At 44.1% G+C, this 23,772-nt stretch carries 21 protein-coding genes; 20 read left to right on the top strand and 1 reads right to left on the bottom strand.

Annotation, left to right across the window (positions count from 1 at the left end):
* The first annotated feature begins 35 nt into the window (after positions 1-35).
* The 20 genes from QZ135_RS07405 to QZ135_RS07310 all read left to right on the top strand — a co-directional run bounded on the left by QZ135_RS07405 (position 36) and on the right by QZ135_RS07310 (position 22,747).
* Positions 36-1,652: a sulfatase gene (locus tag QZ135_RS07405; protein WP_294607331.1), complete on the top strand. Its 1,617-nt coding sequence runs from the start codon at positions 36-38 to the stop codon at positions 1,650-1,652.
* Positions 1,653-1,959: 307 nt separating this feature from the next.
* Positions 1,960-2,589 (top strand): DUF6266 family protein, encoded by a 630-nt coding sequence (locus QZ135_RS07400; protein WP_294607329.1) that lies wholly within the window; start codon positions 1,960-1,962, stop codon positions 2,587-2,589.
* A gap of 458 nt (positions 2,590-3,047) precedes the next feature.
* Positions 3,048-3,524, top strand: coding sequence for a hypothetical protein (locus QZ135_RS07395; RefSeq protein WP_294607327.1), 477 nt, complete (start codon positions 3,048-3,050; stop codon positions 3,522-3,524).
* Between the two features lie 28 nt (positions 3,525-3,552).
* Positions 3,553-4,029 (top strand): hypothetical protein, encoded by a 477-nt coding sequence (locus QZ135_RS07390; RefSeq protein WP_294607324.1) that lies wholly within the window; start codon positions 3,553-3,555, stop codon positions 4,027-4,029.
* A gap of 3 nt (positions 4,030-4,032) precedes the next feature.
* Positions 4,033-4,986 carry a DUF6175 family protein gene (locus tag QZ135_RS07385; protein WP_294607322.1) on the top strand — a complete coding sequence of 318 codons (954 nt, stop codon included), beginning with the start codon at positions 4,033-4,035 and terminating at the stop codon, positions 4,984-4,986.
* Between the two features lie 19 nt (positions 4,987-5,005).
* Entirely contained in the window at positions 5,006-5,938 is a 933-nt protein-coding gene (locus QZ135_RS07380) for a hypothetical protein (protein WP_294607320.1), read from the top strand.
* Positions 5,939-5,952: 14 nt separating this feature from the next.
* Entirely contained in the window at positions 5,953-7,809 is a 1,857-nt protein-coding gene (locus QZ135_RS07375) for a WG repeat-containing protein (RefSeq protein ID WP_294607318.1), read from the top strand.
* Between the two features lie 24 nt (positions 7,810-7,833).
* On the top strand, positions 7,834-9,039 hold the full coding sequence (locus QZ135_RS07370; RefSeq protein ID WP_294607315.1) for a hypothetical protein: 1,206 nt from the start codon (positions 7,834-7,836) through the stop codon (positions 9,037-9,039).
* Positions 9,040-9,055: 16 nt separating this feature from the next.
* Complete coding sequence (locus tag QZ135_RS07365; protein WP_294607313.1) at positions 9,056-9,586, top strand: hypothetical protein; 531 nt, start codon at positions 9,056-9,058, stop codon at positions 9,584-9,586.
* Between the two features lie 186 nt (positions 9,587-9,772).
* Positions 9,773-11,392 carry a DUF6377 domain-containing protein gene (locus QZ135_RS07360; protein WP_294607310.1) on the top strand — a complete coding sequence of 540 codons (1,620 nt, stop codon included), beginning with the start codon at positions 9,773-9,775 and terminating at the stop codon, positions 11,390-11,392.
* 102 nt (positions 11,393-11,494) lie between these two features.
* Positions 11,495-11,683 (top strand): type II toxin-antitoxin system HicA family toxin, encoded by a 189-nt coding sequence (locus QZ135_RS07355; protein ID WP_044269504.1) that lies wholly within the window; start codon positions 11,495-11,497, stop codon positions 11,681-11,683.
* Positions 11,684-11,720: 37 nt separating this feature from the next.
* Positions 11,721-12,113, top strand: a complete 393-nt coding sequence (locus QZ135_RS07350; RefSeq protein WP_294607305.1) for an antitoxin HicB — start codon at positions 11,721-11,723, stop codon at positions 12,111-12,113.
* A gap of 364 nt (positions 12,114-12,477) precedes the next feature.
* Positions 12,478-15,420: a TonB-dependent receptor gene (locus QZ135_RS07345; RefSeq protein WP_294607302.1), complete on the top strand. Its 2,943-nt coding sequence runs from the start codon at positions 12,478-12,480 to the stop codon at positions 15,418-15,420.
* A 21-nt stretch (positions 15,421-15,441) separates the two neighbouring features.
* A complete protein-coding gene (locus tag QZ135_RS07340) occupies positions 15,442-17,139 on the top strand; it encodes a RagB/SusD family nutrient uptake outer membrane protein (RefSeq protein ID WP_294607299.1) in 1,698 nt (565 codons plus the stop codon).
* 39 nt (positions 17,140-17,178) lie between these two features.
* Positions 17,179-18,468 carry a histidine-type phosphatase gene (locus QZ135_RS07335; protein ID WP_294607374.1) on the top strand — a complete coding sequence of 430 codons (1,290 nt, stop codon included), beginning with the start codon at positions 17,179-17,181 and terminating at the stop codon, positions 18,466-18,468.
* Between the two features lie 188 nt (positions 18,469-18,656).
* Positions 18,657-19,136, top strand: coding sequence for a 2-C-methyl-D-erythritol 2,4-cyclodiphosphate synthase (gene ispF, locus QZ135_RS07330; protein ID WP_007210486.1), 480 nt, complete (start codon positions 18,657-18,659; stop codon positions 19,134-19,136).
* Positions 19,137-19,183: 47 nt separating this feature from the next.
* Positions 19,184-20,188 carry a metallophosphoesterase family protein gene (locus QZ135_RS07325; protein WP_294607295.1) on the top strand — a complete coding sequence of 335 codons (1,005 nt, stop codon included), beginning with the start codon at positions 19,184-19,186 and terminating at the stop codon, positions 20,186-20,188.
* 69 nt (positions 20,189-20,257) lie between these two features.
* Positions 20,258-21,313, top strand: a complete 1,056-nt coding sequence (locus tag QZ135_RS07320) for a Gfo/Idh/MocA family oxidoreductase (RefSeq protein ID WP_294607292.1) — start codon at positions 20,258-20,260, stop codon at positions 21,311-21,313.
* 8 nt (positions 21,314-21,321) lie between these two features.
* On the top strand, positions 21,322-22,140 hold the full coding sequence (thiD, locus tag QZ135_RS07315; RefSeq protein ID WP_294607290.1) for a bifunctional hydroxymethylpyrimidine kinase/phosphomethylpyrimidine kinase: 819 nt from the start codon (positions 21,322-21,324) through the stop codon (positions 22,138-22,140).
* Between the two features lie 4 nt (positions 22,141-22,144).
* Complete coding sequence (locus tag QZ135_RS07310) at positions 22,145-22,747, top strand: thiamine phosphate synthase (RefSeq protein WP_294607288.1); 603 nt, start codon at positions 22,145-22,147, stop codon at positions 22,745-22,747.
* 157 nt (positions 22,748-22,904) lie between these two features.
* Here the strand turns inward: QZ135_RS07310 and QZ135_RS07305 are convergent, their stop codons facing one another.
* Positions 22,905-23,678: a sulfide-dependent adenosine diphosphate thiazole synthase gene (locus tag QZ135_RS07305; protein WP_294607285.1), complete on the bottom strand. Its 774-nt coding sequence runs from the start codon at positions 23,676-23,678 to the stop codon at positions 22,905-22,907.
* Positions 23,679-23,772: the final 94 nt, after the last annotated feature.

Below are 23,772 nucleotides of genomic sequence, written 5' to 3'. Positions count from 1 at the left end.
CAAATCAGAAAAATATGTTTTTAACTGATAACATTATGAGATCTGTCACTGGAGCAGTGTTGATTTCACTAAGTTCGGGAGTACTTGCTGGAACCAAAGAAAAGAAAGAACCGGATAAGCGGCCAAACATTTTGTTTGTGATAAACGATGACCAAAGCTATGCACATACAAGTTTTGCCGGCAGCCGGTTCGTAAGTACACCCGGGTTCGACAGGGTAGCTTCCAACGGAATCTACTTTACCAACTGTTATGCTGGTTCTCCGGGAAGTGCTCCTTCCAGAAGTAGTCTGGTGACGGGACGCCACCACTGGCAAAACAAACAGGCTGGGCAGCACGCCTCTTCCTGGATGAAAGAGCATGTTCCGTTTGTCGACCTACTGGAGGCAAGTGGATATTACACCGGATTTACCGGTAAAGGAGTCGATCCATTTCAATACGCACGTAATGATGAGGACTCCTTGTGGAGAAAGGGAAATGCTGCCGGACATCCCTTCAATAAACATAGGTATAAAAAAAATAGCCCTTCGGATTCACGTACGGCTAAAGGGATTGGATTGATTAATTATTATGAGAACTTTCGCTCGTTCTTGCAGCAACGTAAAGAGGGGCAACCTTTCTATTTCTGGTATGGAGCTACCGAACCTCATCGTGTTTATGAGAAAGGTTCGTGGAAACGTAATGGAAAGAAAATCGAACAAGTGGATGTTCCCGGTTTTCTTCCTGATACGGAAGAGGTCAGAGGGGATATGTTGGACTATGCGGTAGAAATAGAATGGGCTGATTCGCATTTGGCTAAAATGCTGGAATATCTGGATTCAATAGGTGAACTCAATAATACAATTGTTATAGTAACGGCAGATAATGGCATGCCTTTCCCTCGGGCAAAAGCCAACTGCTTTGAATATGGTGCACATGTCCCCTTTGCGGTCAGCTATCCGAAAGGCTTTCCGGGTAAACGCCGGGTAGATGATCCGATAGGCTTTACCGATATTGCTCCCACTATCCTGGAGATGGCGGGAGTGAAACCGGATGGAATGCTTCCTATTTCGGGGCGTAGCTTCATAAATATACTCCGATCGGAAAAAGAAGGAATAGTGGATAAAACGAAAAAGTATGTGTATATGGGGCGCGAAAGGCATTCCTCTTCCCGTTGGAGAAATCTGGGATATCCGCAACGTGCTGTCCGTAATCAGGATTATCTGTTAATCTGGAATGTCAAACCTGAACGTTGGCCTGCCGGAGCTCCTCAGATGGTGGATAAGGATACAGGCGAATTATATCCCATGTACGGGATAGGTGAAGATGGGACTTTTCATTCCGACCGGGCTTTTACCGATGTGGATGATGCACCTTCAAAAACTTTTTTGATAGAGCATTATAAAGATCCTGCCATCCAGCCTTACTTTGAACTGGCATTCGGTAAACGTCCTGAATTTGAATTGTACCATATTGGAAATGACCCGTTCTGTCTTGATAATCTGATAGGGAAAAAGGATTATGCTGCGATTGAAAAAGAACTGAGACAGGCTTTAGTAAATGAACTAAAGCGGTCGGAAGATCCCCGTACTGTGGGGCCTGATAAAGAGATATTCGACTCCTACATCCGATATAGTCCGGTGAGAGAATTTCCCAAACCTGACTGGACAGAATAACAGGATAGGAATCAGGTTATTCAGAAGCCTTAAAAGGATTCCTGAATTGAAGTGAAAATGAGTGTATCTGCTATTTTGACCTATACTGGATATAATTTTATAAGGTATAGGGAATAGGTCAAAACAGAACTGATACACTCATTTATAGTGTATCAGTAGTGTATTAATAGTGTATCAGTAGTGTATGAATAATATAGAAAAAAGAATCTGACAGTTTATCCTTTTACCGGGGATTTATAGTGTGAAGCGATTTCTTTTCCTTACTTTTGTGCGTATAGATAGAAAAATAATTAAGACATATAAGATTATGGGAAAAGTAAAAGATGGGGTTATCGGCGGTTTTTCCGGTAAGGTGGGACCGGTAGTGGGGTGCAAAGGCAAGAATGGGTATTACGTGCGTTCGTTACCCACAGGGGGCAATCCGTCGCGTTCGGATAAGCAGCGTTCGGCCCGTTCCAAATTTGGTGTGGCCATTGGGCTTGCGAAGATGTTGACGCCTTTTTTGCGTGTAGGTTATCGGGAGTTTGCCGCAGTCCGCTCGCCTTTCAATGTGGCTGTGTCGTGTATACTGGGCGCCGCCGTGGTAGCGGGGGAGGACGGACCCGTTATTGACTTTGACAGAGTGCTGGTGTCGCATGGTGGACTGACGTCGGCAGAGGGCGCTACGGCTGAAGTGGCTGATGATAAAGTATCCTTTTTCTGGGCTGATAATAGCAATAAGGGGAATGCTGCCGGGACAGATGTAGTCTTGTTGCTGGTTTACAACAAGGAGCTGGGACAACCGATGTATGACGTGAACACTGCCCATAGGCAGGACGGTAAAGCTACATTGATTCTGCCTGATGGTTGGAAAGCAGAGTCGTTGGCTGTCTATTTGGGGTTCAGTAGCGCAGATGGAAAAATGACGGCAAACAGTGTGTGCTTGTGGAATGGGTGATAGGCAACGTTTGAAGTGAAGATATTAGGGTGTGAATGCATGCCGGCATGTGAAACTAAAAAAGAGAAGGAACATGCCGGCATGTTGTGTTTGGAACTTTGAAATCATAACATAATAGTTTTTATATTTGTTAATATTATGTTAAAAGCAAGGCTTTTAATGTCTTGAATATATAATAATATTACTTTTACGAAAAGTTTGTATGCTTTTGCAGATTGATGGTGTTTTTATTGAATAACAGGTCTGCAAAGGAGAAGCTTTATGCCGTTTTGTGTTCTTTATATGCTTTAGAATGGTTTAATGGCATGTTTTGGAACAGGATATATATATTGCGGAATTACCGGATAATACAGCTGAATGTCGTTTTAGTATCGCTTTTTGTCCGTATAATCCAATTTTTATTGTATTTAATTTTCTGTAAAGGGTCGCATTTATAATAAATCTTAATAATAATAATTATGAAACTCAAATTTAGTTTGCCTTTAATTCTTCTCTTTTTAATTTCTTTGGGAGGATATGCGGCCGGACCTTTGGAATATGAGATCGTCGGTGCCGGTAGTGGAACGCAGGGTACATATCTGGTAAAAGTGTACGTTGTTTCCAAGAAAAATAAGCCGGACGCTGATTTACTGAAAAAATGTGCTGTTCATGGAGTGCTGTTCAAGGGTTTTTCCAGCCAGGAATCGCGGGTGACTCAGAAAGCACTGGCGGGTAGCACGCTTACCGAACAGGAACATTCCGATTTTTTTGAACCATTCTTTAAAGATGGAGGAGGCTATCAGAATTATGCCGATATGGTAACCGCCCAATATGATATTGTGAAGATGGACAAAAAGCAATATCGTATTGGTGCCACATTTTCCGTTTCGAAAGATCGTTTGCGTAAGGATCTTGAAAAGGCAGGGGTAATAAAAGGACTTGGAAGCGGCTTTTAACTATTAATTTAAACATAACATGCAATTTATGAAAGTGAGATTTAGTTTTATTCTTGCCGTGTCGGCAATATGCATGGCATTCAGTTCGTGCAAATCTCCTTCGACAGCGGCATTTTATACGTTTGAAACAGAATGTGTGGGAAATGCAATGGATGGGACGGTGGTACTTCGTGCATGGGGACAGGGCGCCTCCCGGGCGGATGCTGTGGAACAAGCCAAAAAGAAAGCCGTACGCGACATTATCTTCAGCGGAGTACAGAAGGGCCAATGCAAATTCAAACCGCTTCTTTTTGAGGTTAATGCGGAGGAGAGGCATCAAGCTTATTTTGACAACTTCTTCAGTAAAAACGGTGCATATGTCGATTTCGTGAAGATGGATGCCACCAAAATGGGGTCGGGCGTGAAGAAAAAGAGCCAGACACGCGATTCGTATGCGCTGGTGCTAAGAGTGCTGAGAGCTGATCTGGAGAAAAAGCTTATTTCTGACAATATCTTAAAAAAGTAGTATATGCGAAAACTCATTGGTACTTTGATTTTCTTGACCGTCATGGGGCAGGCGGCATTTGCCCAGGTGAAGAAACCCACCATTATGGTGATTCCGGCAGACGCGTGGTGTGCAAACAATAATTATATGCGCTCTTACGAGGCGCAGGGGGTTAAAACGGATGTACCCGATTATAAAAGTGCTTTGCAGAATGATATAGACTTACTGAATGTGATAACCAAAATCGGCGAGTTAATGGCTGAAAGAGGATTCCCTCTGAAAGATCTTTCTTCCACTATCAGGAGTATGGAACAGTCGTCGGCAGAAAACCAGATGTTGACAAGTTCTGCTTCGGGAGCTTCGCTGGCCGAGACGCCTTATGAACAATTGCTCAATAGAGCGAAAGCCGATATTCTGGTGGAGTTGGTTTGGAAGATTAATGTTACCGGCCCCAAACGCTCGGTCACCTATACATTGCGCGGGCTGGATGCGTATACAAACAAGCAGATTGCTGCTGCCACCGGGACGGGGGCAACTTCTTTGTCGGCCGAAACTCCGGTATTGCTTGAGGAGGCTGTACTGAATAATATGGATAATTTCGCTTCTCAGCTACAAGCACATTTCGATGATTTGCAGACAAACGGGCGCGAAGTAAATGTAGAAATATTAGTGTTCGACAATGGTTCCGGCAAGAATCTGGAGACTGAATTTGACGGCGAGATGTTGACGGATATCATTGACGGATGGATGTACAACAATACACAGGAACATCGGTATAATGTATCGGATGCTACGGAGAATCGTATGCTTCTGGAGCAGGTTCGCATCCCCCTTTACCGTGAAAACGGTATGCCGATGGATACCCGTAGCTTTGCCAACAATTTACGGCGTTATCTGAGGGCTGCGCCCTACAATGTGGAGTGCAAACTGCTCACCAAAGGATTGGGAAAGGCTATATTGGTAATCGGAGAAAAATAACATTTAATACATCTGTGGTATGAAAAAGATAATTTTTCTGTTTCTCCTGATGTGTATGGCAGGTATGAAGGCCTACTCGCAGGACTGTGAGATACGTTTGATGGCAATTGATGTCGGACAGGATGGAGAAACGCCGGCTTCGGCCAACGAATATTTATACAATCGCTTGTGTACGGTAGTGAGCAGCGACGGCATCAGTGCATCGGGAGATTATGCACAATTTTTTGTGGCAGCCAAGGCATTGCCGCTTTACGAACAGGTGGTGGCGGGAGCTCCTGCTAAGACGGCACTGACTTTATCGCTCAACCTTTATATCGGTGACTATTTGGGTGAAAAGGTGTTCGACCGCATTGCTTTTGAGATACGCGGAGTAGGCGAGAGCCGCGAACGCGCTTTTTTGAATGCCTACCGTTCGCTGAATGCCAGCAACGAGAAAATTGCAAGTTTCCTTGAGAAAGGCAAGAAACGCATTATCAGTTATTATGATGCAGAGTACAGCAATATAATCAAGGAGGCGCAACGTTTGTCGCAGTTGCGTAATTATGAACGGGCACTGTTTCTGCTGACAGCCGTTCCTGTGTGTTGTAAGGGTTACGAGCTTGTTTCCGAAGAACTGGTGAAGACCTATCATGCTTATATTGATTATAGCTGTGACCGTCTGTTGATGCTTGCCCGCAATGCCTGGGCCGTAAATCCTGACCAGACCGGTGCCGCCAGAGTAGCGGAGATTCTGAATCAACTGGAACCGGATGCGGCATGCTATGGTGAGGCGATGGAGTTGTACAAGGAGGTGAAAGCAAAAGTCAAGGACGACTGGAACTTTGAGATGCGCCAAAAGTATAATGACGAGATTGCCATACGGAAACAAGTCATTGATGCGGCTCGTGCTGTAGGTGTAGCTTTTGGAAAGGGGCAGCAGCCTAAGACAACAAATCTTATGTGGTTGAAATAACAAAATAATATCTTATGGAAACAATTCGTCGTTTTTTATTGCTATTGGGAGGCCTTCTGGCTTTTGCAGGCTTGCAGGCTCAGAATTTGCGTCCCGAAGCAAATGAGAAGGGAAAGTTCGGTTATGTCGATAACCAGGGAAAAAAAGTGATTTCGTATAAGTATACCGAAGCATATCCGTTTGAAGAAGGATTAGCAAAGGTAAAGAAGGGAGATAAATATGGATTCATCAATCCCAAAGGTGATGCAGTGGGAAAGATTAAATATACGCTGATTCTGCCTTTTACAGGGAATTTCTGCCGTGTGGCGGTAGGAGGTAGTTATAAGGACGGCATCCTGAAAGGTGCAAAGTGGGGATTCCTCAACAAGCGGGGGGAAGAGATTTTGCCACCGAAATATGATGAAATCGGAGAATTTGAAGATGGAGTGGCTTATGTTATCAATGGCAAGAAGTATGGTCTGATTGATGACCATGCACAATTTTTGTTAGAACCTAAATATGTGGCAGTCGGGTTGTTTGACAAGTTCGGGCATTGCTGGTTTGCTTCTTCGGGCAAGGTAAACAAGAAAACCGGAAAGTTGAGTGGTGCCAAATACGGTTTGATAAACAGGGAAGGAAAGGTAGTGGTTCCGGCTAAATATCTGACTCTCGGTTACTTCTTTAAATATAAGAGGAAGGATACGCAAGAGATTGTGGATTATAATGCAACTGTATCCAGTGGCTATGGATTGTATGCTCTACAAAGGCCTTTGAGTCGTTTGTTCAGTCCTGAGAACTATTATAATCTGACCTTGGCTACTGCAAAAACAAAGGAGGCAGCCGATAGCTTGAACTTCTTCTTTGATAATATAGAAATTTCCACGGAGGGTGATTTCTTGTTTTATGGGAAAGGGCTGAATAGATATGGAATTATGAATGACCGTGGCGACATTGTAGTCCCTGAAAAGAAATTTCATGAGGTGCATTGTCCTTCCAATGGTATTGCTTTGGTGGGAAAACTCCACAAAAAGAAAATGGAGTACGGCTATTATAACGTTGAATCCGGATATTTGAAAGAGTTTGCAGAGAATGAGATTTTGCAGTCCTATATTGATGGCGTCGGCAAGATTCAAAATAAGAATGACAAGACTGCCTATTTTGTCGATAAGTCCGGAAACCGGGTTACTGACGTGTTCCGCATGGCCATGAATTTTGATAAAGGCATGTGTATTGTGCAAGATAATGCGAGTGGTAGATTCGGAGTGATTGATAATAAAGGAAAGAATGTTCTTCCATTTGAGTATGATGATGTAAAAGCTAATTTCAGTGAAGATATGTTGGGCGTTTGCAAGGCCGGGAAGTGGGGGATAGCCGACCGTTCTGGCAGTATTGTCATTCCGTTGACATATAAGAATGTATCTGACTTTAGACATGGCTGGGCTGCTGCACAGATAGAAAACGGCAGATGGGGAATGATTGATAAGGAAAGTCGTCAGATAGTGCCCTTTGAATGGGGGGATCTTAAACTGGTGAATGAACCTGCTCCCCGATATATTTGGGGGAAAGATGGGGCGTTGTGGTATTGCTATGATCTTAAGAAAAAGGCCATGGCATTTAGCCAGGGTTTTGAAGATGCAAGCAACTTTAAGGAGAACTACGCTTATGTGGCCATGGAGGGTAAATATGGCATGATTGACATCAATGGAAATCTCATCGTACCTTGCAAAATGGATAACTTCTCCCGTTTAAAGAATGCTTTGGCTTATATGGAGAAGCTGGGCAAGACATCTTTGAATGATACGGATGCTTTCCGTTTGAATATTTATGAGGATGTTTCGGTCAATGCATTCAAGATAACCGACCGCATACCGGATGATAAATGGGATTATTAATCAATGTAAATTAGCTTATACTTTATGAAAAAGATAGCTTTAGTTTTGATGCTGGCAGTTTTGTCTGTCATGCAGTCATATGCACAGAAGGATTCTACGGCAATGAATTATCGCCGGAGTTCATTATATAGTCTTCTGATAAATCACGATGACCAGAAGTTTGCCCGGGAAATAAGTGATGTTTTTCTCCAGATTCCTACCCCGGATAAGTATAATAATCATGATTTATCGGTGAAGGTGGTTTCTATGGGACAGAAACTGAAGGATACGCAGGTGGTGGATGAGTTCGTAAAGAACAATGGCATAGCTTCGCGCATGGTTTCCCGCTGGTTCAACCGTGACCCTTTGACCGGAGTATGTGATGTGGAACTGGTGAAGGAGCGTGGTCTTTATGATGCAAGTGAGTTCGATAAAGAATTGGCTGCCCGTTCCCAAAGGGGGATGGCTATGCTGGAGGATGCCGGTGAAGATTTAATTGGAAATTCTTTCCTGGTGGTAAATGATATCAGGTATATAGACCGTGAGAAAACCGGTAAGGCATTTGGAACTGCATTCAGAATCCTGGGGGCAGTAGCGGATGTGGCTTTGGGTACAAATTCTTTTTCAGATTTAGGTGATTCGATGGGCGACATGATGGAAACTCTGAAAGGTTTCAAGGTAAATGTCATCACTCATCTCTATCAGTTGGTTTGGGATGAAGAAACGGCTATGACTTTTTATAGAGACTATTACTCTACTGATTCTGACCAAGCTAAAAAGCAGGCATTTGATAACCATCGTAGCAAGTTCAGCATGCGATATATCGGTATGCAGAAGAGTAGCGGCAAAGATGTTTCATTTCTTGGGGTGAACCTTGATGAACCGAAACAGATGATTCGCAAGGCATGTCAACGTGCCATTGATGAAAATATCGCTTCTTTGCAGCAGAACTTTGAAGCGTTTAAGGTAAAGACTCCTCTTACGGAAGTGGAACCAATCTGTGCTCAAATAGGGATGAAGGAGGGCATTACGGAAAAATCCCGTTTTGAAGTGCTGGAAGCTGTGATGAAGGACAATAAGGTGGAGTATAAAAAGGTTGGAGAGATTAAACCGGTGTCCGGAATGATTTGGGATAACCGGTATATGGCGAAGGAAGAAGGAGCAGCCGGTGCGGAATTGGGCCAGACGACTTTCAAGAAAGTGAGTGGCCGTGATTTTTATCCGGGAATGTTAATCCGTGAAATTAAATAGGAGGGAGGACAACTATATGAAACAATTTGTGGTATCGTTGTTTTTGATGTTTTTCTTTGTGGCTACGGTGTCTGCCCAGAGGTGGTTTGGCGATGATGGTGGAGCTGACATGAAGAGAAGCCAGTGGGGCATTGATTTAGGGGTTGGAAAAATGGCTGATGTTGATGGGAGTGTTGGTTTTTCAGGTGGCATCCGTTATCAATATAATGTTCATCGTTTTTTGGGCGTGGATGTCTTTGGAGTCAATTATGTAGGTCAGACAGTGAGGGGTGAAGGCTTGGGCCCAAGTGTTTTGCAGGCTATGATGGGACTTCGTGGAAAAACGCCCACTCTATATCAGGATGTTTCTGCTTATTTAGGTTTGCGCTTAGGGTATGGACACGATTTCTATGTTGAAGAAGGCGGACTGGCTTTGGAACTTAATTTAGGAATAAATATTACTCCGCATTTAAGTCTGGGATATGTATTCAATATGCAGAAGCTTAAGTTTGAAAATGCTTCTGCAAAATATAAATTTAATGGCTTGAGATTAGGGTTTGTATTTTGACATATTTAGGAATAAAAGAAAAGGGACTGATGGAAATGTAGTTCCTTTTCTTTATATTGTGCACAAAGCAAGTCAAACGTTATCGGTAAAATTCTGCTGAAAGAACAGGGAAACTTTCCTTTTTCAAATATTTATTCCGTACTTTTGTCCGTGAAGATTTATTGTTAAACCGTGAAAGAAATCCATATGAGGCAACTGAAAGTAATTTTAGCAGTCTTTTTTGTATCCCTGTCCCTGTATTCTTATGCCAATGAAACAGACTCTTTGCTTCGGGTACTTGATATGTCTATCAGGAACCGCCCCCAATATACATTAGAACGCCAGGAACAGATAGATGCTTTGCAACGGAAACTCCATTTGCCTCATTCGGACCAGGAACGCTTTGATGTCTATCGCGAATTGTTCGGCAAATACCGTTCTTATCGCATGGACTCCGCCCTGTGGGTTGCCAACCAGCGTGTGGAGCTCGCCAAGCGCATGAAGAATCCCCTTCATATTTATTCCGCCGAACTGAATGTGGCCGAGGTCATGATAGGAGTGGCCATGTATAAGGAAGGGTTGGAGATACTGGACGGCATTAAATCCGGCGACTTGGATGCTTCCGGTATTTCTTACTATTATTATCAGTATCACCAGGTTTACACGTTAATGGAGGATTATGCTTTTTCCGATAAGATGAAAGATCACTACCGGAGCCTTGCTTATCAATATAAAGATTCTATTCTCAATATCCGGAAGCCAGGTTCGCAGGGCTATCTGCTGATGAAAAGCGAGAAACTTCTGTATGAGGAAAAATACGACGAAGCCATCGAGATACTGAACAGTTGCTATGAGACGCATAAACGAAAAGGGTATAGTGTTGCTATTCCTTCCATAGGGCTGGCAAATGCCTATGGCGTGATGGGGAAGACAGAGCTTCAGAAGAAATATCTGATTATTTCCGCTATCGCCGACATCCAGGCAGCGACGAAGGAATATATTTCTCTTTGGAAACTGGCAAACCTCTTGTTTCAGGAAGGCGATATTAACCGTGCTTATACCTATATAGAATGTTCCATGCAGGATGCCACATTCTGCAATGCCCGCTACCGTACACAGGAGATTTCGGAAATGCTGCCCATTATTAGCCGGACTTATGAGAACAAGTTGCGGCAGGAGAAGACACAGATGGTTGCTTTGTTCGTCCTGACTTCTGCTCTGCTGATAATCCTGCTGATTGCCCTGATGTTCATTTTCTACCAGATGAAGCGGCTGAATGTTGCCCGGAAGGCAGTGAGCGATATGAACGAGGAGCTCAAGCATATCAATGCAAACCTGCATACATTGAATGATAAGTTGCAGGAGTCCAACCAGGTGAAGGAAGAATACATCGGTTACGTTTTCAATATGTGTTCGCTCTACATCAACAAACAGGAGGAACAACGGAAAATGCTTGCCCGGAAAATTAAAACCGGACAATTGGATGACCTTTATAAGACTGTTAATTCTTCTTCTTTTGTAGCCAATGAACTGAAAGAGTTCTTCTATACGTTCGACAGTGTGTTCCTGAAACTCTATCCTAAGTTCATAGAGCAGTTCAATACTTTGCTTCAGGAAGATGAGCGCATTTGTCCGAAGGAAGGTGAGTTGCTGACGCCGGAGTTGCGTGTCTTTGCTCTCATCCGGTTGGGAATCACTGATAGCGGGAAGATTGCTAACTTCCTTCATTATTCAGCCCAGACGGTATATAACTATCGCTTGAAAGTACGGAACAAATCTCAGCTTTCTAAGGATGAATTTATGGAAGCGGTGCAGCAAATAAGATAAAAGATCGTGAATACTCGGTGAATTATAGTAAAATAACGAATAATTTGTTTGGCACTATTCATATTATTACTATATTTGTATGGTAATTAAGTCCAAAGCGTTATGAGTTACAAATCAGTGAAAGACGTTGTAACTATGTTGCAAGAGAACGGTTTTGTTCTAAGGAGTCAGAAGGGTAGTCACATGAAGTTTGAGAAAGACGGCAAAGTGGTTATTGTACCGAATCATAATAGCAAAGGCGTTGAGAAAGGCACTTATTACAGCATTTTGAGGCAAGCGGGGCTGAAATAAGCCCCCTTGTTCTCATGATTTAAAAACAGGAGGTAATATGAAAACAGTAGAAGTTATTGTCGAACATGCAGGAAAGAATCTTAGTGCTTATATCGAAGGTGCCCCGGTTATCACTGTGGGCAATGATATGCGGGAGATTGAGGACAATATGAAGGAGGCTATTGAACTGTATCTGGAGGATAATCCTGATCCTTGCGAATTGTTATCCGGGGAGTTTGATTTGAAGTTCAAGATTGATGCTGCTACCTTTATCAACTATTATAGCAATATCTTTACCAAAGCTGCGCTAAGTCGTATCACGGGAATCAATGAACGTCAGTTATGGCACTATGCGGCTGGAGGTCACAAAACTCGCAGGCAGCAATTGGAAAAAATACAGAAAGGTATTCAAGCGTTGACGAAGGAGTTATCTGCTATTAATTTGCTTTAGAATACGAACTACCTGAAATATCAAGAAACACTATATTGCATTGATGAAATCTTGCAGAATGGTGTATTATCGAAGTGGGGAGGCTATTTTTAGCCTCTTTTTATTTTCCTCAAATGTCTCCTCTTATCTACTTTTCTTGTCTATAAGAAAAAAAAGTATATCTTATGTATATCAGTTACTTATCTCTTTTTTTGTTTCTACTTCCGTCTACTTTACCCATCTACTCAGATCACTTACCCTGAAAGTAATGCTTTAACTTTGCCGTAGAAAATAAAGTTAACAATAGGTCTTCTTTTAGGTATTAGTTTTTATTGGGTAAAATGTAGAATGAATTATCTTTTTTATTAATTATAATAATAACCTTATGAAAAACATTTTTAGACTTGTCAAGGGACTTCTCCCTTTGTTGGGATTACTACTATCCCTGTCGCTTTCAGCACAAGACATCGTGGTGAAAGGACATGTAAAAGACGCTACCGGTGAAGCGGTTATCGGGGCTAACATTCTGATTAAAGGCACATCCGTAGGTACTATTTCTGATGTAGACGGTAACTTCACGCTAAAGGCGGCTACCGGAAATGTACTCTCCATCACAAGTATCGGTTATAAAGGGCAGGAAATTGCCGTAACAAATAAACCTCTCATTGTGGTTACTTTGCTCGAAGACAGCGAGATGCTGGACGAAGTCGTAGTCATCGGTTATGGTCAGGTGAAGAAAGGCGACGTGACCGGCTCCTTGCTGACTGTGAAGCCGGACGAACTGAACAAGGGTAAACAACTGACTGCCGAAGATGCCCTGGTAGGTAAAGTTGCCGGTGTGAACATTGTTCCGGGCAACGGTGCTCCGGGTAGCGGAGGTACCATCCGCATACGTATGGGCGCCTCTTTGTCGGCAGATAACGACCCGTTGATTGTTATCGACGGTGTGCCTGTGAGCAATACCTCTATCAGTGCCATCAATCCGAATGACATCGCCTCGTTTACGGTGCTGAAAGATGCTTCGGCTACAGCTATCTACGGTTCGCGCGCCTCTAATGGTGTCATCATCATCACTACTAAGAAAGGTACAGGCGACGGCACTACACGTCCGTCTTTCAACTATAACGGGAATATGACGGTGAGCAATGTATATCAGTATATGGATGTACTTTCCACCGAAGAATTCCGCAAAGCTTTTGCAGAACATGGCAATGCGCCCGAAACTTTCCGGTTGGGCAATGCCGATGTAGACTGGCAGAAAGAAATCTATCGCGTGGCACTCGGCACGGACCATAACCTCTCCATGACCGGGGCTTTGAAAGGCATGCCATACCGTGTATCCGTAGGCTATACTAACCAGAACGGTACGTTGAAGAATAATAACTACGAGCGTATCAATGCCAGTGTAGGTTTGTCTCCGAAGTTCTTCAACAAGCATCTTTCTGTAGATATCAACGTAAAAGGGAGTATAGAGAACGATAAACCGGTTTCAACGGGTGTCATCGGCAGTGCTATCTCTTTTGATCCTACCCGTCCGGTTTATGAGGATTATGAAGGAAATGTAGGTCTGGGATATTATACGTGGATGAATGGCGGCAAACCTATCACACTGGCTTCTTCAAATCCTGTAGCCGACCTTGAACTGGCCGACAAACTGAACAAGACGAAGCGGTCTATTGGTAACATCGCTCTGGACTATAAAGTACATGGTTTCGAAGACTTGCGTTTCAACCTCAATATGGGTTACGATATTCAGACGAATGACAATCATGACAATGTTCCCGACCTTGCCCCCTCCATGTATACGGGTAATCAGAATGACGGTACGGGTAAGCGTTATACCTATCATCAGGATAAGCGGAACACCTTGCTCGATTTCTATGCCAACTATGACAAGGAACTGAAAGACCATCACATCAATGCCATGGCAGGTTACGGTTGGCAACGTTTCTGGTATAAGAACAACAGTGTAACCACTGATACCGAAGGCAAAGAACTGGCTACTCCTCAACATGCTGAGGCGGAACTTTACTTGCTCTCTTTCTATGGCCGTGTAAATTACTCCTGGAAACAACGTTATATGTTGACTGCTACCCTGCGTGCCGATGCGTCTTCACGCTTCTCTCCCGATAACCGTTGGGGATATTTCCCCTCAGTTGCTGCTGCATGGCGTGTGAATGAAGAGGCTTTCCTGTCGGACTTTAAAGCTCTGTCCGACCTGAAACTTCGTTTGAGCTACGGTCAGACCGGCCAGCAATCCATCGGTTCTTACTACCAGCATTTGCCGACTTATACGGCATCTTATGACGAATCACGCTATTACTTCGGGAATCAATGGTACACTACTTACCGACCTAACGGCTACGATGCCAACATCAAGTGGGAAACTACGGAAACTTATAACATAGGTATCGACTACGGTTTCCTGAATAACCGTATCTCCGGTACGATTGACTACTACTGGCGTACTACCAAAGACCTGCTGAATAAGATTTTTGTTCCTGCCGGAAGCAACTTTACCAACATGATTGAAACCAATATCGGTAATATGAAAAGCAAAGGTCTGGAAATAGGCATCAATGTGATTCCCGTAAAGAATAAGGATTGGGAGTGGTCTATTAGCGGTAACTTCACTTGGAATGCTTCTGAAATAACGAAACTGAATACCATCGACCGTGAGGACAACTACGTGAAGACAGGTAATGCCGGCGGTACGGGTAAATATTTGCAGGTTCACATGGTAGGTGAAACCCCGAATACTTTCTACCTGTTGCAACAGGCTTACGACGACAACGGCAAACCGTTGGACGGAAAATATATAGCCAAAGACGGTTCTATCACCAGTAGCGAAGAAGATGCTAACAAGTATGTGACAGGCAAGAGTTCCAAAGCTCCTTACTATTGCGGTCTTTCCACTCGCCTGACTTATAAAAATTGGGATTTGGGTATCAATGGTCACGGAAGCTTCGGTGCTTATGTTTACAACTATGTGAAAGCTTCCGATGCCCTGGACGGTCTTTATGGTGGAACAGGCGTTTCCAGCAATATTCTGCGTTCTACACTCGAAACAGGATTCACGCAGGAACGCATCTATACCGACCACTTCCTGGAAAAAGGTGATTTCTTCCGTATCGACAATATCACGCTGGGACACACCTTCGACAGATTGTGGAACGACAAGACTTCCCTTCGCCTCTCTTTCACAGTACAGAACGTATGTACGTTGACAGGTTACAGTGGCCTCGATCCGGAAATCTACAGTGGCATCGATAAGAACATCTATCAGCGTCCGCGTATGTTCATGCTGGGAGTAAATCTTAATTTTTAATTCATGATAAAACAGAAAACAATGAAAACGAAATATTTCAAGTTAGCAAGTATATGTCTGGTATCCCTGTTTCTACTCTCTTCTTGTCTGGGAGATTTGGATACATTGCCTTTGGACGACAATGAGTTGGTGGGCGAAAAGGTTTATTCTACCCCTGAGGGTTACATCGGAGTGTTGGCAAAATGCTATGCCAGCCTCATCCAGACCGGACAAAAGGGCGGTGATGGAGGTAACGGTGATGTGCCGGGCATTGATGAAGGATATAGTGGCTACACGCGTGCCCTGTTCTATCTGCAAGAGGCTTGTACGGATGAAATCGCTTTCCATTCCGGTGGTAGCCACGGGAGTTTGTCTTTGCTGTATATGAACTGGGACCCTTCGACAAAGATTATTTGTTACTCATACTATCGTCTTTATATGGCCATCAACTACTGCAATGAGTTTCTGCGCGAAAGTGCGGAAGGGAAGCTGAAAGCCCGTGGCGTATATGATGCTTTGCAGGCTGAAATGCCTTATTACCGTGCTGAGGCACGCTTTATCCGTGCTTATTGCTACAGTATGATTTGCGATTTGTACGGTTCGGGTCCCTTCATTGATGAAACAATGGATGTAGGTACGATTCCTCATCAGAAGACACGTCAGGAAATCTACGACTATGTGGTTTCCGAAACGGAAGAGCTGACAACCTTACTGAAAGAACCGAAACGGAATGAATATGGTCGTGTGGACCGCGTATCAGCTTGGTTTCTCCTGGCACGTGTATATCTGAATGCAGAAACATGGGTAGGCAAGAATGAATATACCAATTCCTATAAATATGCCAAAAAGGTGATTACGGAAGGTAATTATCCGTTAGCTTCGGACTATCGCCACATCTTCCTGGCGGATAACAATACTTGTTCCGAAATCATCTGGCCGTTGGTACAGGATGCTGACTATGCACAGAGCAGTGCCGGAACGAACTTCCTGATTAAAGCGCTGATGAATGGCCCGATGGATAAATATGTAAAGACAGGAGTAGGTAGCCGTGGTTGGGGAAATGCCCGTGTAAAGGTGGCACTTGTGGATAAATTTGATGAGGCTGACCAGGTTTTCTATGAAAACGATCCTTGGGGAGATAATAAGAAGGATAAGCGTGCACAGTTCTTTACTATCGACCATACAAAGGAAACCTGGGTAGAAGGTAAAGCTTTTCAAAAGACATTTGAGAATGGTTATGCTTGCATCAAATGGAGAAATGTAACGAAGAACCGTAAAGAATTGGTGGATGGCGGCACTAAGTACTCGTCTGTAGACCTCCCGATGTTCCGTACGGCAGATGCTTACCTGATGGCTGCCGAGGCTATTCTTCGTGGAGCCGCAGAAGGTACGCGCGCTGAGGCGTTGGGCTATGTCAACGAAATCAGAGACCGTGCTTATATGTCCGGCAATTATGGTGACGGGGTATCCGGCCATATTACTGACAGTCAGTTGAATCTGGACTTCATTTTAGATGAAAGAGCCCGTGAAATGAATATGGAGTTGGTTCGTCGCACAGACCTGATCCGCTTCGGCAAATTCACAAAGGGATATAACTGGGACTGGAAAGGCAGCAGCAATGGCGAGGCAGGTACATATATGGGTAAGGATGTAGACGATAAGTATAAATTGTACCCTATTCCGCAGGATGAGTTTACAACGAATCCGTATCTGACGCAGAATCCGGATTATCAGAAATAAATATAAACTATAAAAAACAAAGTGCCCATGAAATCAGGAATGAAGAGAGTTTTTCTCTCATTGACTTTTTTAGGTGCGCTGGCAGTGCATACCTCGTATGCACAAGCCACGCGCGAAGAAATCTTCGATGATATTGCAACAACGGGTGGTGTATATTATGCTTATCCCGGTCCGTCGGGAGTTCAGACTAAGGCTCCGAAAGGTTATGAACCGTTTTATATCAGTCATTATGGCCGTCATGGTTCCCGCTGGCTGATTGCGGATGAAGATTACGTTCGCGTAATGGAAGTTTTTGAGAAAGCTCATAAAGCGGGAGCGTTAACCGATTTGGGAGAAGATGTCCGCAAGCGTTTGGATATTGTTTGGGAAGACGCGAAAGGACATGGAGGCGATTTAAGTCCGGTAGGGGTGAAACAACAACGCGGCATTGCCGAGCGTATGTATCAGGCATTCCCCGAAGTCTTTAAGGGCGAACCGCAGATGTCGGCGCGTTCCACGGTTGTTATACGTTGCGTGCTCAGTATGGATGCTTTCTGCGAACGCCTGAAAGAGTTTAATCCGAAAATGCAGATTGAACGTGAGTCGAGCAATAAATATATGGATTATCTGAATTTCCATACACAGGAAGCCATGAAGTTTACTTCCCGCAAAGGTCCCTGGTATGAGGAATACCGTAAGTTCGAGCAGGAACATGTGCGTCCGGAACGTCTGATGAATACTTTGTTTAATAGTAAAGAGTATATCCGCAAGAATGTGAATCCCGAGGAACTGATGCGCGGCCTGTACTGGGTGGCTTCGGATATGCAGAACGTAGAGCCGGATGTGTGTTTCTATGATATCTTTGAGAAACAGGAATTGTTTGACATCTGGCAGATACACAATTACAAGAACTACGTTTGTGACGGTCCTTCACCCATGACCAACGGGCTGATGCTGGCTAATGCAAAATCTCTCGTCGAAAATATCCTTGACTCGGCAGACAAAGCGGTAGCCTCCGGTAAAAACTCGGCTACTTTCCGCTTCGGGCATGATGGTAACGTCATTCCTCTGGTGGGATTGCTGAGGCTGGAGAATTGTTACAACGAAGAATCAGACCCGGATAAATTTTATCAGGCATGGTGTAACTTCAAGATGGTCCCGATGGCGGCCAATGTACAGATTGTTTTCTTCCGCAAGAAAGGCGCTGCGGATGATATTATTGTGAAGTTTATGCTGAATGAAAAAGAAGTGAGCATTCCGGTGAAGACTGATATCGCTCCTTTCTATCACTGGAAAGATGTCAGGGCTTTCTACAAAGACTTACTTTCGCAGTTGCCGGATAGACCGTAAATCGTAGAAAATACGGAATAGAACGCAAATTACACAGGTTACGCAAATTCTTTTCAGGCTTCCTGGCGGTTGCCTTATATAAGACGAAAATTTGCGTAATTTGTGTAATTTGCGTTCTGTCTTTATTCCCCACTTGCTTTTTTTCCGTATTTTCGTGCATTCATCCAACAAAATTAAAGAAGAACGATATGAAAATACGTGTAGGCTTTGGCTTCGATGTACACCAGCTGGTGGCAGGACGTGAACTTTGGTTAGGCGGTATCCGCCTGGAACATGAGAAAGGATTACTCGGACATTCGGATGCCGACGTGCTGATTCATACCATTTGCGACGCTTTACTGGGGGCTGCCAATATGCGTGATATCGGTTACCATTTTCCCGATACCGCAGGAGAGTTCAAGGATATAGACAGCAAAATATTACTGAAGAAAACCGTAGAACTGATTGCAACCAAAGGCTATTCCGTGGGCAACATTGATGCAACCATCTGTGCGGAACGCCCCAAACTGAAATCCCATATTCCCGCCATGCAGCAAACGCTTGCCAAAGTAATGGGAATAGATGAAGACGACATTTCTATCAAAGCCACCACTACAGAAAAACTTGGTTTTACCGGTCGCGAAGAAGGTATTTCTGCTTATGCAACAGTTTTGATAACCAAAGAATAATACTGATTTCAACCTGATAAACTACCTAAAAACTAATTACTGACAACATGAAGAGAATTTCTTTAACCCTTTGTCTGGCTTTTCTGACAGTTCTGTTCTGCCAGGCACAGGTTGCCCCCTTAAAGTTTAACAAGAACGGAGAGTTTAAAATCGTCCAGTTTACCGACATCCATTTTCAGTATCACAATCCTGCTTCAGCTATTGCCTTGAAGCGTATCAATGAAGTTCTGGATGCCGAACGTCCCGATTTGATTGTTTTTACCGGAGACATAGTTTATGCCCCACCTGCTGATACAGCTATGCGGGCCGTGCTTGATTGTGCTTCCTCCCGTAAGATACCTTTTGTCGTGACTTTCGGTAACCATGATAACGAACAAGGTAAAACGCGTGCCGAATTATACGATATTATCCGTTCCATGCCTTACAACATCCAGCCTGACCGCGGGAGTGTTGAGTCTCCCGACTACGTTCTCACCGTGAAATCTTCGGATGGTAAGAAAGATGCTTCAGTACTCTATTGCCTTGACTCTCACTCGTACTCCAAATTGCCGGATGTGAAAGGGTATGACTGGCTTACATTCGATCAGGTGAACTGGTATCGTCAACAAAGTGCAGCTTTTACTGCTAAGAATAACGGAAAGCCATTGCCTGCTTTGGCATTCTTCCATATTCCTCTGCCCGAATACAACGAGGCTGCTTCTGATGAGAGCGCCATCCTTTATGGTACGCGTATGGAAAAAGCCTGTTCGGCTGCCATTAATACCGGTATGTTTGCAGCTATGAAGGAAGCAGGTGATGTAATGGGAACTTTTGTCGGACACGACCATGATAATGATTATTCAGTTATGTGGAAAGGCATCGTACTGGCTTATGGACGTTTCACAGGTGGCAATACGGAATATAACCATCTATCTAACGGTGCACGTGTAATTGTGTTGAAGGAAGGAGAACGTACCTTTACTTCCTGGATACGTCTGAAAGGTGGTGAGTTGAAAGATAAAACAGTCTATCCCGACAGCTATGTGAAGGATGACTGGCGTAAACGTCCCTGATATTATCGTCGCTTAATGAAGCAAATAATGATAAATTCATTAGTTTTGTCGAAAGAAAAAATGAAAGATATGGATAAGATAAGAACCGGATTGGCTGCTTTTGGAATGTCGGGACAAGTGTTTCATGCTCCTTTTATTTCCACAAATTCTCATTTTGAGTTGACTGCTGTCACTGAACGTAGTAAAGAATTGTCACGGGCGAAGTATCCGCAATCTCGTATTGTGCGTAGCTTTGATGAATTGATAGGGATGGAAGAACTGGAGTTAGTGGTAGTCAACACCCCTGACAGTTCCCATTACGAATATGCCCGTCGTGCTCTCGAAGCCGGAAAACATGTTATCGTAGAAAAACCTTTCACCACTACTGTAGAGGAAGGGGAGGAACTTGTAGCCCTTGCTGCGGAAAAAGGACTGGCCTTAAGCGTTTACCAAAATCGTCGTTGGGATTGTGATTTCCTGACTGTGAAAGAAATATTGGCTCAGGGATTGTTAGGCCGTCTGGTAGAATTTGAATCAACCTTTCCCCGCTACCGGAATTTTATCAAGCCGAACACTTGGAAAGAAACCGGCGAGAATGGTGGTGGTCTGACTTATAATCTGGGTGCCCATGTCATCGACCAGGCTGTTCAACTGTTTGGCATGCCCGAAGCTGTATTTGCTGATATTGCAACTTTGCGTACCGGCGGTAAAGTAGATGATTATTTTATCATCCATCTGATGAAACCTGCCCGGATGCCGGAAGTGAAAATTACCCTGAAAGCCAGCTATCTGATGTGTGAGAATGAGCCTCGCTTTGTTCTTCATGGAACGGAAGGCTCTTATGTGAAGTACGGTCTTGATCCTCAAGAGGCGGATCTGACTAAAGGTATGTTGCCGGATACCCCGCATTGGGGAGAAGAGGATGAATCCCAATGGGGAATACTCCATACGGAAAAAGATGGTAATGTGGTGCGGAAACCTTATCCGACCCTTCCCGGACACTACGCTGCTTTCTATGAGAATATTTATCAGCATATCCGGAATGGCAAAGTGCTGCAAAGTGATGCGTGCGGAGTGCTTGGCGTTATCCGCCTGATCGAGGCGGCATGGGAGAGTAGCCGTACAGGGAATGTTATAAAGTTGTAACCTGACTTATGGATAAGAAAGTAATCATCCTTTCCGTTGCCGGTTCCGACAGTTCCGGTGGCGCGGGTATACAGGCAGATATAAAAGCTGTCTCGGCACTTGGAGGTTACGCAGCTACCGCTATCACAGCCATCACAGTGCAGAATACATTGGGTGTGCAAGCCGTTCATCCTGTTGCGGCAGAGTTGGTAGGCCAACAGATGCAGGCGGTGATGGAAGACTTGCAGCCGGATGCCATTAAAATAGGTATGACCGGGAATGTAGAGATTATCCATGAGATAGTACAGATACTGCGTCGGTATTCTCCCCGTAAAGTGGTTTTTGACCCGGTGATGGTTTCTACCAGTGGGCATAGCCTGATGACGGATGAGGCAGTGGAAGCCATTCGTACTAAGTTGATTCCGAAAGTAACTCTCGTAACTCCTAATCTGCACGAAACAGAAGTCTTGTTGCAACAACCGGTTCAGACGATTGATGAAATGGAGGATGCCGCATGCCGGTTATTCGAAAAATATCACTGTGCTTTTCTTATTAAAGGAGGTCATCTGACCGGTCATGAAATGTGCGATGTACTTTATGACGGAAAAGAACTGAATATCTTTGGCGGCAGGCGCATTCATTCCGCCAACCTGCACGGTACGGGATGCACGCTTTCATCCGCCATTGCCACTTTTCTGGCGCAAGGATCATCCTTGTATGAAGCCGTGGAACAGGCCAAAGAATACATTTCCCGTACCATCGAAGCCGGGAAAAATTTACGTATAGGGCAGGGGAATGGTCCTTTGTGGCATTTCCCGTTTCCAACGCATCCGGTAAATGAAGAATAGAAAAATGAAACTGATTATTATCACCTCTCCGGATTTTATTCCGGATGAAGCACGCGTCGTCACTGAGTTATTTAAAGCCGGACTGGACTTGCTGCATGTACGCAAACCGGATGCGGATGTTCGTGCGGTAGAAAATCTGCTGCAAGGTATTGCTCCGGAATATAGAACCCGGATTGTCATTCATGATTTCTTTTCTTTGAAAGATAAGTATCTTCTAGGCGGAATTCACTTGAATTCCCGTCATCCGGAGGCGCCTGCGAATTATGAGGGAATACTGAGTCGTGCCTGCCATAGCTTGGAAGAAGTGGAAACTACAGTTTCCCTGTTCAATTATGTGCTTATGAGTCCTGTTTACGATAGCATTTCCAAGCAGGGATATCGCTCGGGATATTCTAAGGATGAGTTGAAACAAGCACAGGAAAGTGGAGTCATCCATGAAAAAGTAGTAGCTTTAGGCGGAATAAGTGAGGCGAACCTTGCAGAAATAAAGTCTCTTGGCTTTGGCGGTGCAGCTTTATTAGGAGATATCTGGAACCGTTACCATACATGGAAAGATGCCGAAGCGTTGCTTGCTCATTTCAGGAGGCTGAAAAAGATTGCAGGATAAGTCTATACAAGAGTATGCCGAAAATCACCACATATTACACTGATTTTTTGCAGATTACAAATATAGAGAATCAATCGTTTCCTCTTTTATCTGTGCAAATTCGTGTAATATGTGGTGAACAAATTGCCTACCTTGGTAAATAGTGGCTTCTGAGAAATTACTTCTTCAGTTTCGCGATAATTTCCTCAGCTACCTTTTTACCGGACATCAACATTCCTCCAAAGATCGGTCCCATACGGGGAGTGCCCGAAACGGCGGAGGCAGCCATAACGCAAACATAGAGTCCCGGATAGATTTCTTTCGTTCCGTTTACTACTTCATCTTCTCCTGCCACTACGTCCAGAGAACGCTCGCCAATCACACCACCTGTTTCTGTTGCCAGACGGATACCATTTTTGCGTGCTACGGTGGCAGCTATTTCGCTGTCATGTCCTGTTCCGTCCACTACTATCTTGGCGAGAATGTTCAACGGGTCTACGTGCATGCCTTCACGCAATACGGGAGTCCAGTTTACTACAACTCCGTTCACTGTGTTGTTTTTGAAGATGACATCTTCTACAGAGTAGCAGTTGAAGATGGTGGCACCTGCATGAACAGCCTGATAGAGCAGGGCAGAAGTGCTTTCTACCGAGTCCATTACATACAGTCCGTCTTCATACTTCTCATGGTTGATATTGAATTCCTTTACAATGTCAATCGCTTCTTCCTGAATCACAATCTGGTTGAACATCATGGCACCGCCCCACATACCGCCGCCGGGAGCAAGTTTACGGTCGAACTGTGCCACCTTTAATCCGGCCTTTGCCAGATAATAAGCGGCTACTATCCCTGAGGGACCACCACCGACAATAGCAACGTCCAAGTCAAGATTCCTCTCTAATTTTTCAAAATAGGTACTGATGATACCTTTGGATACTTTTGTTTCAATCATAATATAATAAGTTTAAAAAGTAATATGTTATAAGCTACGAGCTACAAGCTACAAGCTACAAGTGGCTGCGCTATGAAACGGCAAAGCACTTGTA

This window comes from uncultured Bacteroides sp. (assembly GCF_905207245.1).
Classification (GTDB): Bacteria; Bacteroidota; Bacteroidia; order Bacteroidales; family Bacteroidaceae; genus Bacteroides.
The sequence above is the reverse complement of the archived record's forward strand: the minus strand, read 5'-3'. Positions and strand labels throughout refer to the sequence as shown.